Origin of the sequence: Mycobacterium parascrofulaceum ATCC BAA-614 (assembly GCF_000164135.1) — a bacterium.
Taxonomy (GTDB): Bacteria; Actinomycetota; Actinomycetes; order Mycobacteriales; family Mycobacteriaceae; genus Mycobacterium; species Mycobacterium parascrofulaceum.
The window spans coordinates 166,578-183,364 of sequence record NZ_GG770560.1 but is presented as its reverse complement, the minus strand read 5'-3'; the positions used below and the strand labels follow the sequence as shown (position 1 = coordinate 183,364).

Here is a 16,787-nt window from a genome sequence, read left to right as displayed (position 1 = left end):
GGCCGACGCCGGCCGGCGCATCGCCGACGCCCACGACCTGGGGCCGCGCCGTGCGCTAAGCGGTGCGCCGTTGGCCCCGCAGCTGAGCGCGACCGCGACCGGGCAACGCGCCGGGCTCATCGGTGATGGACACATCAACGTGATCCGAAGCTTCCTGGCCCAACTCCCGGTTGAAATCGACGCGCTCACCCGCGCGGCCGCCGAGGCCGACCTGGCCGGCAAGGCCGCCGGCTATCGCCCGGAGCAGTTGGCCAAATACGCCCAGCGGCTGATGGATTGGCTGCACCCCGACGGGGAATTCAGCGACGCCGAGCGGGCCCGCAAACGCGGCATCACCCTGGGCGCCCAGGAGTGCGACGGCATGTCCCGCCTGAGCGGGCTGATCACCCCGGAGCTGCGCGCCGCCCTCGAGGCCATGCTGGCCAAGCTCGCCGCGCCCGGGGCCTGCAACCCCGACGACCAAACCCCGGTGGTCGACGCCACACCGGACGCCGACGCGGTGCGCCGCGACGCCCGCAGCCAGGCCCAGCGCAACCACGACGCGCTGCTGGCCGGGCTGCGCGGCCTGCTGGCCTCGGGGGAGCTGGGCTGCCACAACGGGCTGCCGGTGTCGATCGTGGTCACCACCACCATGGCCGACCTCGAGGCGGCCGCCGGCAAGGCGCTGACCGCCGGCGGCACCCTGGTACCGATGTCGGATGTGATCCGCTGGGCCGGCCACGCCCACCATTATCTGGCGATCTTCGACCAAGCCCGGCCGCTGGCGCTGTATCACACCAAACGCCTGGCCTCCCCGGCACAGCGAATCATGTTGTACGCCAAGGACCGTGGCTGTAGCAAACCGGGCTGCGACGCACCCGCCTACCACACCCAGGTCCACCACGTCCGCGGCTGGCAAGCCACCCGCCGCACCGACATCGACGACCTCACCCTGGCCTGCGGACCCGACAACCGCCTCGCCGAAACAGGCTGGACCACCCGCACCAACGCCCGCGGCGAAACCGAATGGATCCCCCCACCCCACCTGGATCGCGGCCAACCAAGAACCAACACCTACCACCACCCCGAACGATTCCTCCGCGAGGATGGCGACGACGACGGCGACGAACCTCATTGACCCACAACGCAACTGCACTGGTTGAGGCCACTAGGCCGGCATCACCCGGCGGACGTCGGGGCCCCACAGGGGCTGCATGCCACCCGGCAGCGCCAACTGCGTGGTGGTGATGACCTCGGCCAGCTCGCGCAACCCCGCATGGACCGAGCCGAGCAGGTCGTCCAGCTCCGCCCGCAGCCCCTCGGCGCTGACCGCCTCCAGCTCGGCGGGATGCGAGCGGCGCAGCAGGGTGCCGATCTCGTCCACCAGCCGCTCCGGGCGCGACGACCCCGACGCCCCCGGCAGGTCCTTGAGGTTGGCGCGCAGCCGCTCCACCTGATACAGCAGCGAACGCGGATTCTGCGCGTCGAACAACATCAGCTCGGCCACCGCGGCGACGCTGACCTTGCCGGCGGTGCGGCGCCGGTAGATCACCGAGGACTCGCAGGCCACCAGCGTCGCCTCGATGATCGTCTGTTCGGCGGCGGTGCGGCGCACGGCGGTCAGCGTGGCGCGCAGCAGCGCGGTCAGCCACAGCCCGCGTTCGATCCGCTTGCCGATGTCCATCATCGTCCAGCCCGCGTCGCGCACCATCGACTCGCCGGCCACCCCCGACAGCGTCAGCATCCCCGACAACGTCTGCACCTGGGCCGACGCGAGCACCGCGTCCGCCTCGGCGAGGGAGTCCGGCGGCTCCCGGCGCTGCGCCAGCGCGCGCTCCACCCCGGCGAGCACCATCCACGTGTCGTTGGACATCTGGTCGCGCACCGCCCTGGCGGCCAGCGCCAACCCTTCCACCGACTGCACGAGGGAGCCGGGCCGGTCCGGATCCACGGTGAGGGACCACAGCGTCGACGGGGCCACAGCGATGACCTCGGCCCCATCCCCGTCCCCGGCGATGTCGCCGTCGGTGTCGGTCCCGGTGATGCGGCCGAGCGCGGCCATCAGCACCGGCACGCACTCGCTTTCCTCGGTGTGCTGCTGATGGCGGTAGACGTGGAACCGGTCCCGGGCGACGAGCAGCAGCCGCGCCATGTTCTCCGCGCGCTCGCCGTAGCGGCCGATCCAGAACAGGTCGGACAGCACGCGCGGCGAGCTGACGCCCCAGGTGCCCGCGGCCGTCTTCGCCGGGGGCAGGGGCGACGGCAGGCTCACCGCCTCGGCGCGCGCGCGTTCCGTCGGTCGCACCCAAACATCCTTGGCCGCAACGGTTTGCAGCGTGTAGGCGGCCGGGCCGGGCGCCAGGACGTAGCCGACCCCGCCGATCATCGGGGCGTACCCGCTGCGCTGGGCGACGTTGAACAGCCGGATCCCGACCGCGGCCGACGACAACACCCCGGCGTGATCGGTGGGCGCCGACGAGAACTGGGGCAGCTCCTGGCCGATCCACTGCCAGGGCATCTTCTCGATGCGGGCGGCCAACTGCGCCAGCTGATGCGACGAAAGGGTCGGGCCGACAAGGGTTTTCCCACCGATGGTGGACTTCACCAAAAGCGAGGAAAGATTGGCCAGCAGGTGCGAGCGTTCGGCGGGGATGCCGCCCCAGTGGACCGGCGCGGTCTGCAACAACGGTTCCTCGCCGCGCAGGCGTTCGGACAGCTGCGGCAAAAACCGAAGCAGCCCAGGGTTTTCCAGGATTCCGCTGCCCAGGGTGTTGACCACGGTCACCGTCCCGCGGTGAGACGCCTCCACCAGGCCGACCACGCCCAGCCGTGAGTCGGCGCGCAGATCGAGCGGGTCGGCGTAGTCGGCGTCGACCCGGCGGAGGACGACGTCGACGCGTTTCAAGGTGCCCAGCGAGCGCATCCACAACTTGCCCTCGCGCACCACCAGGTCCGCGCTCTCCACCAACGGAAAGCCCAGCAGCGTGGCCAGATACGCCTGGTCGAAAGCGGTTTCGGAGAAGATGCCGGGGCTGAGCACCACCACCACCGGATCCTGCGCGTCGTCGGGTGCGGCGTCGATCAGCGCCAGCCGCAGCGCCTGGGCGAACGGCGTCGTCGGCCGCGGCACGATCCGCTCGTACAGGTCGGGCACCGAGTGCGCGACGACACGCCGGTCGGCCAGCGCGTAGCCGGCGCCCGACGGTGCCTGCGTCCAGTCGGCGTTGACCCCGAAGGTGCCGTCCGGCAACCGGCTGACGTCGCACGCGTGCAGGAAGAGCTGGTGATGCCCGGGCACTTCGATGCCGTTGGCGGCCCGCACATATCCGGGATGGGCGAACAGCAGCTCCGGCGGCAGGATGCCCTCGGTGAGCAGGCTGCGCGGTCCGTACAGGTCGGCGAGCACCGCGTCGAGCAGCCGGGACCGCTGCACCAGGCCCGCCTCCAGCACCTCCCACTCCGCGGCGGACAGCACGATCGGCAGCGTGTCCAGGATCCACGGCCGCGGCTCCAGGCCGTGTCCGCCGGGTTCGACGTCGGTATAGGTGTCGGTGTAGGTGATGCCGTCGCTGTCGATCAGGCCGCGCACCACCGAGCGCAGCCGGTCGAGCCCAGCCCGGCCGCGCTCCGCGATGGTGTCGGCCAGCTCAGTCCAGGCCGGCCGCACGTTCCCGTCCCCGTCGACGAACTCGTCGTAGCCCGCGACCGGACCGTGCCGCAGGTCGAAGAGGGCCTCCTGGGCGCGCGCGGCCCGGTACCCGGCCAGCAGCCGGTCGGCATCGTAGCGGCCTTCGTAGCGGTCTTCGTGGCGGCCACCCGCGGCCGGCGGGGCCGCGCCGGTGCCGAACGTCATGTCCGCGTACGCCATTACCGCTGCACGGTACGCACGCGGCGCAGGTCGAGGATGCCCGGCGCGCCGATGTCGGTGAAGATGCGCGCCTGTTTCTCGCGAATGTCGGACAGGTCGAGCTTGCCGGGGGTGAAGCCGGTGGCTTCGAAGCGGCGGGCGCGCCGCGCCTCGGCCTCGACAGCGTTCACGGGCGGCTCGTCGTAGGCCCGGCCGCCCGGATGCGCGACGTGATAGGTGCAGCCGCCGCGCGACGTGCCCGTCGTCAAATCCACCAGCTCGAACTGCAACGGGACGTCGGTGCTGATGGTCGGGTGCAACGCGCTCGGCGGCTGCCACGCCTTGAACCGCACCCCGCCGACGTGGATGTCGGGATTGTCGGTGGCCAGCAGCGGCGCCGGGTAGCCGTTGACCGTCACCACGTAGCGGTGGCGATCGGCGCCGATGATGCGGATCTGGATGCGCTCGACCGACGAGTCGACGTAGCGGGCGGTGCCCGCCGCGGTGGCCTCCTCGCCGAGCGTGTTCCATGGCTCGATCGCGCCGCGCAGCTCGATCTCCACGCCGTCGAACACCGCGGTGCCGATGCGGGGGAAGCGGAACTCGGTGAACGGGTCCAGCCAGCTGGTCTCGAACGCGATGCCGTGCGCGCGCAGGTCGGCGGCCACGTCGGCGATGTCGTGAATTAGGAAGTGCGGCAACAGGTATCGGCCATGCAGGTTGGCGCCGTGGCGGATCAGCGGGGCGCGCAGCGGCTCGTCCCAGAACCACGCCACCAGCGAACGCACCAGCAGCGACTGCACCATCGCCATCCGCAGGTGCGGGGGCATCTCGAACCCGCGCAACTCCAGCAGGCCGAGCCGGCCGCGGGGGCTGTCGGGGCTGTACAGCTTGTCGATGCAGAACTCGGCGCGGTGGGTGTTGCCGGTGATATCGGTCAGCAGGTGGCGCAGCGCGCGGTCGATCATCCACGGCCGCGGGGCGTTGCCGCCGAAAGGCCCTGCCAGGCGGATGATCTCGGCGAACGCGATCTCGAGTTCGTAGAGCGCCTCGGCGCGGCCCTCGTCCACCCGGGGGGCCTGCGAGGTGGTGCCGACGAACCGGCCGGCGAACAGATACGACAGCGACGGGTGCCGCTGCCAGTACGTGAGCAGCGAGACCAACAGGTCGGGACGCCGCAGTAGCGGGGAGTCCGCGGGCGTGACGCCGCCCAAGGTGATGTGGTTGCCGCCGCCGGTGCCGCCGTGGGTGCCGTCGACGTCGAACGACTCGGTCGAAAGGCGCGCCAGTCGTGCCTGCTCGTAGAGCGTTTCGAGCTGCTCGCGCTGCTCGGCGAAGCTGGCCGTGGGCGCGACGTTCACCTCGATCACCCCGGGGTCCGGGGTGATCGTCGTCGAGCGCAGCCGCGGGTCGGGCGGGGGGTCGTAGCCCTCGATCACGACCGGGCAGCTCGCCTTGGCCGCGGCGGCCTCGACGCGGGCGACGAGGTCGACGAAGTGTTCCAGCGCCTCGGTGGGCGGCATGAAGAGGTGGAGCAGCCCCCCGCGCACCTCGGCGACCATCGCGGTGGGCGGCGCGGTGTCGGGGTCCTCGACGACCGCGCTGCCCGACTCCGGCGGCCGTCCCTCTCCGGCGGCCTGGGGATCGGCGTCGAACGTCGGCCGCGGTGGCCGCCAGCTGATGGAGTCCAGCGGCAGGCGCAGGCCCGCCGGAGAATCGCCGGGCAGCAACACGATTCGGCCGCGGCGCAGCCGCCAGTCGGCGCTCGCCCAGCCCAAGCCGTCGGCGCGGCGGTGCAGCGGAAGCACGAAAGCCGCCGGCGCCGTGACGGATTCGTCGAGCCGGGCCAGCAGGGCGGCGCGGCCGTCGGGGGTGTCCGGGGCGAGATCGTCGGCCGGGTCCGCCGGGTCGCCGTCGGGCAGCCGCGCCTTGGTCGCCAGCCGGTGCAGCGGGTCCTCGTAGGCCGCCCGCACCTGGGAAGGCGGCAGCCCCAGGCCGTCGGCGACCCCGGCGAGCAGGTGGTAACCCGCGTCGCCGTCGACCGGGGCCGAGCCGTCCGCCCAGGGGTCGGCCAGCAGCGTGTCGTCGGTCCACAGCGGCCGCCCGTCGGTGCGCCAGTACAACGCAATCTGCCAGCGCGGCAAGGGTTCTCCCGGGTACCAGCGCCCCTGCCCGCGCTGGATCAGGCCGCCCGGTGCCCACGCGGCCTTGAGCCGCGCGGCCAGGTCGGAGGCGCGCCGCCGCTTGTGCGGTCCGTCGGCGGCGGTGGTCCACTCCTCGGCGACCTGATCGTCCACCGACACGAACGTCGGCTCACCGCCGATGGTCAGCCGCACGTCGGCGGCGGCCAGCCGTTCGTCGACGCGGCGGCCGACCTCGCAGATCGTGTGCCACGCCTCGTCGGTGTAGGGCAGCGTGACGCGCGGATCCTCGTGGATGCGGGTGACGGTGTTGGAGAACTCCAGCACCGATTCGCACGGCTCGGTGCCGCCGGTGATGGGCGCCGCCGACGCCGGCTGCGGCGTGGCCGCCAACGGGATGTGGCCCTCGCCGGCGAACAGCCCGGACGTCGGGTCCAGCCCGATCCAGCCCGCGCCGGGGATGTACACCTCGGCCCAGGCGTGCAGGTCGGTGAAGTCGGCGGCGGGACCCGACGGCCCGTCCAGCGCCTCCACGTCGGACGCCAGCTGCACCAGATAGCCGGACACGAACCGGGCGGCCAGCCCGAGCTGGCGCAGGATCGACACCAACAACCACGCCGAGTCGCGGCAGGAGCCAACGCCGGTGCGCAGCGTGTGATCCGGCGTCTGGACGCCGGGCTCCATCCGCACGCTGTAGGCGACGTCGGCGTTGACGGCGCGGTTGAGGGCGACCAGCAGGTCGATGGTGCGCGTGCGGTCGGCCACGGAGAAGTTGTCGAGCCACGCCCGCACCAGCTTGCCCGGGCCCGAACCGTCCCCGTCCTCGTCGACGGGCCGCAGGTAGGGCTCCAGGTCGTCGGCGAGCTCCTTGGGGTACGTCAACCCCTGCGCCGGCCACGTCTCGGCCCAGTCCTCGATGAAGAAGTCGAACGGGTTGATCACCTTCAGGTCGGCGATCAACCCGACCGTGATCGTCAGTCGCCGCGTGGGGGTCGGAAACACAAGGCGCGCAAGGAAATTGCCCACCGCATCCTGTTGCCAGTTGATGAAGTGCTCGTCCGGCTCGATGCGCAGCGAGTACGCGTCGACGGGCGTGCGGCAATGCGGCGCGGGACGCAGCCGCACGACATGCGGATACACCCGGACCGGCCGGTCAAAGGTGTAGCTGGTGCGGTGCTCCAGCGCGACTTTGATGCTCATGACATGGTGATCTCATCACAGGCGGCACACGGCCGCAGCGCACCGCGGCCCCGGCTTACAGCGCCGTAACTTCGGCCGGTGGTCGGCGCCGGCTTGCTACGCGCCGGCTCTATGCCTGTCGTTAAGCCGACTGCGGCCCCGGCGGCGGACCGGGCTGATAGCCCGGCTGCGGCACGGGGGCCACTTGGCCACCGCTCAGCCTGCGGTAGGTGTAGACGATCAGCAGCGACGCGACCGGGGCCGCCACCAACAGGCCGACGCCGCACAGCAGGAACCCGACGATGGCGGACGCGAAGACGATCAGCCACAGCAGCAGGGCGTTGACGAAATTCGACCCGGCGAGCGAGAAGCTGGACGTGAAGCCCTTGATGGCCGACTCCGAGCGATCGATCACGAACAGCGCGGTGAACTGGGTGAAGATGCCCAGCACCAGGCCGGGGATGAAGCACGCCGCCGACGCGATCGAGGTGAGGACCTCGACGAGCAGGACGGCCAGAAACACCATCCCGACGTTGCGCGGCCTGAAGAACGAGCCGATGGTCACCGCGCGGCCGTCGGCGAGGTCGAGGCAGCCGGACAGGAACGCCGCCTGCGCGAACGCGCTCACCGCATAGGCGACCAGGTAGCCGAGCGCCAGCAACCCGTACCCGGGGGCGGTCAGGTTGGTCGTGAAGGTGAAGTCGTAATCGTCGGAAGTCGTTCCCGCGGTCATGTTCTGGCTCAGGGTGATCAGCCCGCCGGCGACCGCGATCAGCAGTCCATAGACCAAGGTGGGGACGATCAACGCCACGGCGTTCCTGGTGAACGTGTTCCACGCCCAGCTGAACCCGTCGAGCACGATGATCGGGCGCTTGGGCGGGGCGCCGTACCCGGGCGGCGGCCCGTAGCCGGGTGGCGGGGGAGGCGGTGCGCCGTAGCCGGGGGGCGGCCCGTAGCCGGGTGGCGGGGGAGGCGGTGCGCCGTAGCCCGGCGGCGGAGCGCCGTAACTGGGGGGCGGCGGGTAGCCCGGGGGGTTGTGCTCGCTGCCGTGCGGGTCGGCCGGGGTGCCTGGATATTCGGGAGGCTGGCTCATGTCCGTCCTAGCTGTTGACTCAACCTGTGGGCACGCGCACACGGGAACTTAGCAAAGATGTCGGGGCGGCGCCCGGATTCGTTTTCGTGGTATGCCTGAAGCCGTGTCCGACGGTCTTTTTGACCTGCCCGGCGCGGCGCCGGCGAGCGATCACGGCCTGGGCGTGTCGGCCGGCGCGCCGTTGGCGGTGCGCATGCGGCCGGCCTCGCTGGACGAGGTCGTCGGCCAGGAGCACCTGCTGGCGCCCGGATCGCCGCTGCGCCGCCTGGTGGAGGGCTCGGGCATGGCGTCGGTCATCCTCTACGGCCCGCCGGGCAGCGGCAAGACGACGCTGGCCGCGCTGATCTCGCAGGCCACCGCGCGCCGGTTCGAGGCGCTGTCGGCGCTGTCGGCCGGGGTCAAGGACGTTCGGGCCGTCATCGATGTGGCGCGCCGGGCCCTGTTGAACGGCGAGCAGACGGTGCTGTTCATCGACGAGGTGCACCGGTTTTCCAAGACCCAGCAGGACGCGCTGCTGTCCGCCGTCGAGAACCGGGTGGTGCTGCTGGTGGCGGCCACCACCGAGAACCCGTCGTTCTCGGTCGTGGCGCCGCTGCTGTCCCGGTCGCTGATCCTGCAGTTGCGCCCGCTCGACGCCGACGACATCCGCGCCGTGGTGCGGCGCGCGATCGACGACCCGCGGGGGCTGGGCGGCCGGGTCGCGGTGACCCCCGAGGCCGTCGACCTGCTGGTGCGGCTGGCCGCCGGCGACGCGCGGCGGGCGCTGACCGCGCTGGAGGTGGCCTCCGAATCGGCCCAAGCAGCTGCCGAGTCGGTCACCGTCGAGACCATCGAGCAGTCACTGGACAAGGCCGCGGTGCGCTACGACCGCGACGGCGACCAGCACTACGACGTCATCAGCGCGTTCATCAAGTCGGTGCGCGGCTCCGACGTCGACGCCGCGCTGCACTACCTGGCCCGCATGCTCGTCGCGGGGGAGGACCCGCGCTTCGTCGCGCGCCGGCTGATGATCCTGGCCAGCGAGGACATCGGCATGGCCGATCCCAGCGCCCTGCAGGTCGCGGTGGCGGCCGCACAGACCGTCGCGCTGATCGGGATGCCCGAGGCGCAGCTGACGCTGGCGCACGCCACCATCCACCTGGCCACCGCGCCGAAGTCGAACTCCGTCACCACCGCGCTGGGGGCGGCCATGGACGACATCAAGGCGGGCAAGGCGGGCATGGTGCCACCGCACCTGCGCGACGGGCACTATTCCGGCGCGGCGGCGCTCGGCCACGCGCAGGGCTACCGGTATTCGCACAACGACCCCGACGGCGTCGTCGCCCAGCAATACCCGCCGGACGAGCTGGTGGGCGTGGACTACTACCGGCCGACCGGCCGCGGCGCGGAGCGGGAGATGGCCGGTCGGCTGGAACGGTTGCGGGCGATCATCCGCCGGAAGCGATAGGAGGCCGGCGACGGTCATGAAGGCCTTCACCGACGAGGAGATGGGCCGGCTGCTGGCCACCACCAACGAATACAGCGTCGTGATCCTCAAGCGCGGCCCGAAGTTCGGCGACGAGTCGTCACCGGGGGTCATCTGGGAGCACGGCCGGCGCAACTTCGGCCTGCGCGACGACGGCGTCCTGGCCGTGGTCTTGCCGGTCGCCGACGGTTCCGAGGTCTGCGGGATCGCGGTGTTCGCGGCCACGGTCGACGACACCGCCGCGATCATGGCCGAGGATCCCGGCGTGGCGAGCGGCGTCTTCGCCTTCGAGGTGCACCCGTGTCGCGGGTTCCCGGGCGACGCGCTGCCCTGAGCGCAGCCAAGCGCAGCCCCAACGCCACCCCAGGCGCGCGAGCGTCACGCCAGCGTGGCGCTCGACCGTCGCCGCCACGCTGGCGTGACGCTCGAGGCGGCGGCGGCGGCGAACGTGACGCTCGAGGCGGCGGCGGCGGCCAACGCTCGCGGCGAGGTGGCGGCGAAAGCAGCCAAAGCCGCCGAAGCCCGCGGGCCTCAGACCAGCTCGGGCACCCGCAGGTGGGCGATCGCCAGCTCGAACTCGGCCACGTCGACCACCTCGGCGCCCAACTCCCGGACCCGCCTGCTGCGCAACTCGGTCGCGCGGTCGCGGTTGCGGGCCATCGCGTCCATCGAGTCGAACGTCGAGCAGGACACCGCCCGCCGGCACGCGGGGTGGTCGACTAGCAGGCTGGCGCTGCAGAACCCGTCGAGATCCCGCATCTCCGGCAGCACCGACATGCGGTAGAAGTCCACGGATCGGTTCAGCTGGTCCGGTACCACCTTGAGCCAGGTGGCCCGCACGCAGGCCCCGGGGCGGGAGCGGTGATCGCGGTGCAGCAAAGCGATGTCCCACTCCTCGACGCGGGCGCTGCCGTCGAACATGAGCGCCGCCCGGTCGCGGATCGGGGCGACCCGCTCGGCGCCGGCGCGCATGGCGTCGATGCTGTCCCACGAGCTGGTGGCGATGCAGGTTCCGGACTGCCGGTCGACCAACAGTGACAGTCCGACGCACCCGTCGATCTCCATGAGAGCCGGCATGACGACATCGCGCACGTGCGCGATCCCGATGTCGACCGACAAGGGTTGCGCCTGGATGGTGGTAGAGCGTGCGTACACGGCCAACCTCCTCTGTCGGGGCTGATATCCAATGCGCCCCGGTGGCGCCACCGGGGCACACCAGTTACCTTCCTCCTGCCCGTTGCCCGCCGCAATGCCCCGATGTGGCCGGCCTCACACCGACTGGCCGGTCTTCACCGGGGCCCGCGGGCGCGCCGTAGGCTTGTCCGGATGCATACCGACGTGCTGGACGTGGACACCTCGCGGCGCCGCATCGTCGATCTGACCGAGGCGGTGCGGGGCTTCTGTTGGTCGCGGGGGGACGGCCTGTGCAACGTGTTCGTCCCGCACGCGACGGCCGGGGTCGCCATCATCGAGACCGGGGCCGGCTCCGACGACGACCTGGTCGAGACGCTGGAGAGGCTGCTGCCGCGCGACGACCGGTACCGGCACGCGCACGGCTCCCCGGGCCACGGCGCCGACCACGTGATGCCGGCGCTGGTGGCGCCGTCGGTGACGGTTCCCGTCTCGGGCGGCGAGCCGATGCTGGGCACCTGGCAAAGCATCGTGCTGGTCGACCTCAACCGGGACAACCCGCAGCGCTCGGTGCGGCTGAGCTTCCTGGAGGGTTAGCCGACCGGGAGCCCACCACTCCAGCGAATAGGCTGGGATAGACGTCCACGCAAACGAGCAACCAGGGAAGAAGCGGACCCAACAGTGCAGACACACGAGATCAGGAAGCGGTTTCTTGATCACTTCGTGACGGCGGGCCACACCGAGGTGCCGAGCGCATCGGTGATCCTCGACGACCCCAACCTGTTGTTCGTCAACGCGGGCATGGTCCAGTTCGTGCCGTACTTCCTGGGCGCGCGCACGCCGCCGTACCCGACGGCCACCAGCATCCAGAAGTGCATCCGCACGCCCGACATCGACGAGGTGGGCATCACCACCCGGCACAACACGTTCTTCCAGATGGCCGGGAACTTCTCGTTCGGCGACTACTTCAAACGCGAGGCCATCGAGCTGGCGTGGACCCTGCTGACCAACGGCGTCTCCGAGGGCGGCTACGGCCTGGACCCCGACCGGATCTGGACGACGGTCTATTTCGACGACGACGAGGCCGTGCGACTGTGGCAGGAGATCGCCGGCCTGCCGGCCGAGCGGATCCAGCGCCGCGGCATGGAGGACAACTACTGGTCGATGGGGATCCCCGGGCCGTGCGGACCGTCGTCGGAGATCTACTACGACCGCGGGGAAGAGTTCGGCGTCGGCGGCGGCCCGATCGCCAACGAAGACCGCTACATCGAGATCTGGAACCTCGTGTTCATGCAGAACGAACGGGGCGAGGGCACCGGAAAGACCGACTTCGAGATCCTGGGCCCGTTGCCGCGCAAGAACATCGACACCGGCATGGGCGTCGAGCGGGTCGCGTTCATCCTGCAGGGCGTGCACAACGTCTACGAGACCGACCTGCTGAGGCCGGTCATCGATCTCGTCGCGGCGCGGGCCCCCCGCGGCTACGACGCGGGCCGCCACGACGACGACGTGCGCTACCGGGTGATCGCCGACCACAGCCGCACCGCGGCCATCCTGATCGGTGACGGCGTCACCCCCGGCAACGACGGCCGCGGGTACGTGCTGCGGCGGCTGCTGCGCCGGGTGATCCGGTCGGCCAAGCTGCTCGACATCGAGGGGCCGATCGTCGGCGACTTGATGGCCACGGTGCGCGACGCGATGGGGCCGTCGTATCCGGAACTGGTCGCCGACTTCGGCCGGATCAGGCGCATCGCCGTCGCCGAGGAGACCGCGTTCAACCGCACCCTGGTGGCCGGCTCCAAGCTGTTCGACGAGGTGGCCGGCACCACCAAAGCCGCGGGCGCCAAGGCGATTTCGGGCAACGACGCCTTCACGCTGCACGACACCTACGGCTTTCCCATCGAGCTGACCCTGGAGATGGCCGCCGAGGCCGGCCTGCAGGTCGACGAGATCGGCTTCCGGGAGCTGATGGCCGAGCAGCGCCGCCGGGCCAAGGCGGATGCCGCCGCCCGCAAGCACGCGCACGCGGACCTGACCGCCTACCGCGAGTTGGTCGACGCCGGACCCACCGAATTCACCGGCTTCGACGAATTGTCCTCCGAGGCAAAGATTCTGGGTATCTTCGTCGACGGCAAGCGGGTGCCGGTCGTCACCCACGGCGCGCACCCGGACGGGGCCGGCGCGCATCAGGTCGAGCTGGTGCTGGACCGCACCCCGCTCTACGCCGAGTCCGGCGGGCAGATCGCCGACGAGGGCACCATCAGCGGAACGGGGGCCGGCGAGAGCGCCCGCGCGGCGGTCACCGACGTGCAGAAGATCGCCAAAACCCTCTGGGTGCATCGCGTCAACGTCGAGTCCGGGGAATTCGTAGAGGGTGACACCGTGGTCGCCGCGGTCGACCCGGAATGGCGCCGCGGCGCCACCCAGGGCCACTCGGGCACCCACATGGTGCACGCCGCGCTGCGACAGGTGCTGGGCCCCAACGCCGTTCAGGCGGGGTCGCTGAACCGCCCCGGCTACCTGAGGTTCGACTTCAACTGGCAGGGCCCGCTGTCCGAGGAGCAGCGCACCCAGGTCGAAGAGGTCACCAACCAGGCCGTCCAGGCCGACTTCGAGGTGCACACGTTCACCGAGCAACTCGAGAAGGCCAAGGCGATGGGCGCGATGGCGATGTTCGGCGAGGCCTACCCGGACGAGGTTCGGGTGGTCGAGATCGGCGGGCCGTTCTCGCTCGAGCTCTGCGGCGGAACCCACGTGCACAACTCGGCGCAGATCGGGCCGGTGACCATCCTGGGCGAATCGTCGGTCGGTTCCGGGGTCCGCCGGGTGGAGGCCTACGTCGGGCTCGACTCGTTCCGCCACCTGGCCAAGGAACGCGCCCTGATGGCCGGGCTGGCGTCGTCGCTGAAGGTGCCGTCCGACGAGGTGCCCGCGCGGGTGGCCGGCCTGGTGGAGCGGCTCAAGGCCGCCGAGAAGGAACTCGAACGCGCGCGGCTGGCGGGCGCGCGTGCCGCCGCGGCCAACGCCGCGGCCGGCGCGGAGCGTATCGGTAACGTCCGTGTGGTGGCGCAACGGATGTCCGCCGGGATGACGGCCGGTGACCTGCGCTCCCTGGCGGGCGACATTCGCGGCAAGCTGGGCAGCGACCCCGCCGTGGTGGCGCTGATCGCGGAGGGCGAGGGCGGCAGCGTGCCGTACGCGGTCGCCGCCAACCCCGCCGCCCAGGAGCTGGGAATCCGCGCCAACGACCTGATCAAGCAGCTCGCCGTGACGGTCGACGGCCGCGGCGGGGGCAAGCCGGACCTGGCGCAGGGCTCCGGAAAGGACCCGAGCCGCATCGACGCGGCGCTCGCGGCGGTCCGCTCGGAGATAGCGCGGGTCGGTTGAGTGGTCCCCACACAGCATCGGTTGCCCGACCGGCCCGGCGACCCCGACCAGGACCCGGGGCGGGGACGACGGTTGGGCGTCGACGTCGGCAGCGTGCGCATCGGCGTCGCCTGCAGCGACCCCGACGGCATCCTGGCCACGCCCGTGGAGACGGTGCGGCGCGACCGGTCCGGCAAGCACGTGCGGCGGCTGGCCGAGCTGGCCGCCGAGCTCGGGGCGGTCGAGGTGGTCGTCGGGCTGCCCCGGACCCTGGCCGACCGCACCGGTCCGTCGGCGCTCGACGCCATGGAGCTCGCTGACACGCTGGCCCAGCGGCTCGCGCCCACTCCCGTGCGACTGGCCGACGAGCGCCTGACCACCGTCAGCGCGCAGCGATCGCTGCGCGCGGCCGGCGTCCGCGCCAAGGAGCAGCGGGCGGTCATCGACCAGGCGGCCGCGGTGGCCATCCTGCAGAGCTGGCTCGACCAGCGGCGCGCCACGCTGACGGCCGGGGAGCCCGCCGATGGTTGACAGCGGACGGCGGGAACGGGCCGAACCGGAAGCGGTCGGCCCCCGGGGCAGACGGAGCCGGGTCAACCGCAATCGGGCCGAGCGGGTGCTTCGCCGCCGGCGGTTCGCCGGCAAGGTCGTGCTCGCGGTCGTCGCCGTCGTCGTGCTGGTGGGCGTCTTCGTCGGCGCCAAGCTGTGGCACACGATGTTCGGCGCCGGGGACGACTACACCGGGAACGGCAAGCGCGACATCGTCATTCAGATCAAGGACGGCGACTCCACCACCATGGTGGGGGAGACGCTGCAGCACGAGCAGGTGGTCAAGACCGTGCGGGCGTTCGTCAACGCCGCGCACGGCAACAGCAAGATCTCCTCGATCCAGCCCGGCTTCTACCGGATGCGCACCGAAATCCCGGCGGCCGACGCCGTCGCGCGGCTGGCCGACCCGGAGAACCGGGTGGGCCGGCTGGTCATCCCGGAAGGCCGTCAGCTCGACGACACCACCGACATGAAGACCAACAAGGTCAATCCCGGGATCTTCTCGCTGATCTCGCGCGCCACCTGCGTGACCCTGGACGGCAATCAGCACTGCGTCGCGGTGGAGGAGCTGCGGGCGGCGGCGACCAACAGCACGCCCGCCGCGCTGGCGGTGCCGCCGTGGGCCGTCGAGCCGTTCACCGAGCTCGGCAGGGACCATCGCCGGATCGAGGGGCTGATCGCGCCGGGCACCTTCAACGTCGACCCCGCCGCCTCCGCCGAGACGATCCTGTCCACCCTGATCAGCGCGGGCGCGGTGGAGTACATGAAGTCGGGGCTGGTGGACACCGCTCAGACCATGGGCCTGTCGCCCTACGACATCCTGGTGGTGGCGTCGCTGGTGGAGCAGGAATCCAGGTCGCAGGACTTCGCGAAGGTGGCGCAGGTGATCTACAACCGCCTGCACGCCCACCACACGCTGGAATTCGACTCGACGGTCAACTACCCGCTGGACCGCCGCGAGGTGGCCACCACCGACGCCGACCGCGCCCAGAAGACGCCGTGGAACACCTACGTGTCGCAGGGGCTGCCCGCGACGGCGATCTGTTCGCCCGGCGTCGACGCCCTGCACGCCGCCGAGCATCCCGAGCCCGGCGACTGGTTGTACTTCGTCACGATCGACGCGCAGGGGACGACGCTGTTCACCAAGGATTATCAGCAGCACCTGGCCAACATCGAGCTGGCCAAACGCAACGGTGTCCTCGACTCCGCGCGGTAGGGCGCCCCGCCCCGGCGCCGCGCGGAGAGCGGCGGTGCTCGGCAAGCCGATCGCCCACTCGAAGTCCCCGCAGCTGCACCTGGCCGCCTACCGCGCGCTGGGCCTGCACGACTGGACCTACGAGCGCATCGAGTGCGACGCCGAGCGGCTGCCCGCCGTGGTCGGCGGGTTCGGCCCCGAATGGGTCGGGGTGTCGGTGACCATGCCGGGCAAGTTCGCCGCGCTGCGCTTCGCCGACGAGCGCACCGAACGCGCCGGGCGGGTGGGCTCGGCCAACACCCTGGTCCGCACGCCGGCGGGCTGGCGGGCCGACAACACCGACATCGACGGGGTGAGCGGGGCGCTGGCGTCGACAGGGGTGGCGGCCGGCCCGGCACTGGTGTGCGGCTCGGGCGGCACCGCCCCGGCGGCCGTCCTCGGGCTGGCTGAGCTGGGTGTCACCGCCATCGCCGTCGTCGCCCGCAACCCGGACAAGGCGGCCCGGCTGGTGGACCTCGGCGCGGGGGCCGGGGTGTCGACGCGGTTCGTGCACCTGGACGGCGACGAGTTGGCCGGCGCGGTGGCCGAGGCGGAGGTGCTGGTCAGCACGATCCCCGCCGACGTCGCGGCGCGGTACGCGGACACCCTGGCGGCCATCCCGGTGCTGCTCGACGCCGTCTACGACCCGTGGCCCACGCCGCTGGCGGCCGCCGTCGCCGCCGCGGGCGGCCGCGTGATCAGCGGCCTGCAGATGCTGCTGCACCAGGCGTTCACCCAGGTGGAGTTGTTCACAGGGCTCCCGGCGCCGCGAGAGGCGATGGCGGCCGCCCTGGGCTAGCGTC

The 16,787-nt window shown here is 71.6% G+C and carries 12 protein-coding genes; 8 read left to right on the top strand and 4 right to left on the bottom strand.

What is annotated here, in order from left to right; all coding sequences use genetic code 11:
- Positions 1–1,117: HNH endonuclease signature motif containing protein (locus tag HMPREF0591_RS27100; protein ID WP_007171972.1), on the top strand; the 1,117-nt coding region annotated here is incomplete at its 5' end.
- Positions 1,118–1,147: 30 nt separating this feature from the next.
- On the opposite strand, the gene HMPREF0591_RS27095 is transcribed toward HMPREF0591_RS27100, so the two are convergent.
- The 3 genes from HMPREF0591_RS27095 to HMPREF0591_RS27085 all read right to left on the bottom strand — a co-directional run bounded on the left by HMPREF0591_RS27095 (position 1,148) and on the right by HMPREF0591_RS27085 (position 8,239).
- A complete protein-coding gene (locus HMPREF0591_RS27095; RefSeq protein WP_007171971.1) occupies positions 1,148–3,847 on the bottom strand; it encodes a circularly permuted type 2 ATP-grasp protein in 2,700 nt (899 codons plus the stop codon).
- Complete coding sequence (locus HMPREF0591_RS27090) at positions 3,847–7,167, bottom strand: transglutaminase family protein (RefSeq protein ID WP_007171970.1); 3,321 nt, start codon at positions 7,165–7,167, stop codon at positions 3,847–3,849. The genes HMPREF0591_RS27095 and HMPREF0591_RS27090 overlap by 1 nt, the downstream gene beginning before the upstream one ends.
- A gap of 121 nt (positions 7,168–7,288) precedes the next feature.
- Positions 7,289–8,239 (bottom strand): hypothetical protein, encoded by a 951-nt coding sequence (locus tag HMPREF0591_RS27085; RefSeq protein WP_007171969.1) that lies wholly within the window; start codon positions 8,237–8,239, stop codon positions 7,289–7,291.
- Positions 8,240–8,330: 91 nt separating this feature from the next.
- Here HMPREF0591_RS27085 and HMPREF0591_RS27080 point away from each other — a divergent pair, with 91 nt between their 5' ends.
- Together HMPREF0591_RS27080 and HMPREF0591_RS27075 are read left to right on the top strand one after the other, a co-directional pair.
- Positions 8,331–9,686, top strand: a complete 1,356-nt coding sequence (locus HMPREF0591_RS27080) for a replication-associated recombination protein A (RefSeq protein WP_007171968.1) — start codon at positions 8,331–8,333, stop codon at positions 9,684–9,686.
- A 16-nt stretch (positions 9,687–9,702) separates the two neighbouring features.
- Entirely contained in the window at positions 9,703–10,038 is a 336-nt protein-coding gene (locus HMPREF0591_RS27075) for a hypothetical protein (RefSeq protein ID WP_007171967.1), read from the top strand.
- Between the two features lie 197 nt (positions 10,039–10,235).
- Here HMPREF0591_RS27075 and HMPREF0591_RS27070 read toward each other — a convergent pair whose 3' ends face one another.
- Complete coding sequence (locus HMPREF0591_RS27070; RefSeq protein WP_040624162.1) at positions 10,236–10,859, bottom strand: hypothetical protein; 624 nt, start codon at positions 10,857–10,859, stop codon at positions 10,236–10,238.
- 183 nt (positions 10,860–11,042) lie between these two features.
- Here HMPREF0591_RS27070 and HMPREF0591_RS27065 point away from each other — a divergent pair, with 183 nt between their 5' ends.
- From HMPREF0591_RS27065 to HMPREF0591_RS27045, 5 genes are all read left to right on the top strand, one after another.
- Positions 11,043–11,432, top strand: a complete 390-nt coding sequence (locus HMPREF0591_RS27065) for a secondary thiamine-phosphate synthase enzyme YjbQ (protein WP_170826172.1) — start codon at positions 11,043–11,045, stop codon at positions 11,430–11,432.
- An 84-nt stretch (positions 11,433–11,516) separates the two neighbouring features.
- The gene (gene alaS / locus HMPREF0591_RS27060) at positions 11,517–14,222 is read left to right on the top strand and encodes an alanine--tRNA ligase (RefSeq protein WP_007171964.1); all 2,706 of its coding nucleotides are present in this window, start codon (positions 11,517–11,519) and stop codon (positions 14,220–14,222) included.
- Positions 14,223–14,732 carry a Holliday junction resolvase RuvX gene (gene ruvX, locus HMPREF0591_RS27055; protein ID WP_007171963.1) on the top strand — a complete coding sequence of 170 codons (510 nt, stop codon included), beginning with the start codon at positions 14,223–14,225 and terminating at the stop codon, positions 14,730–14,732.
- Complete coding sequence (locus HMPREF0591_RS27050; RefSeq protein WP_007171962.1) at positions 14,725–15,966, top strand: endolytic transglycosylase MltG; 1,242 nt, start codon at positions 14,725–14,727, stop codon at positions 15,964–15,966. The genes ruvX and HMPREF0591_RS27050 overlap by 8 nt, the downstream gene beginning before the upstream one ends.
- On the top strand, positions 15,944–16,783 hold the full coding sequence (locus HMPREF0591_RS27045) for a shikimate dehydrogenase (protein WP_050790153.1): 840 nt from the start codon (positions 15,944–15,946) through the stop codon (positions 16,781–16,783). Before HMPREF0591_RS27050 ends, HMPREF0591_RS27045 begins: the two co-directional genes overlap by 23 nt.
- Positions 16,784–16,787: the final 4 nt, after the last annotated feature.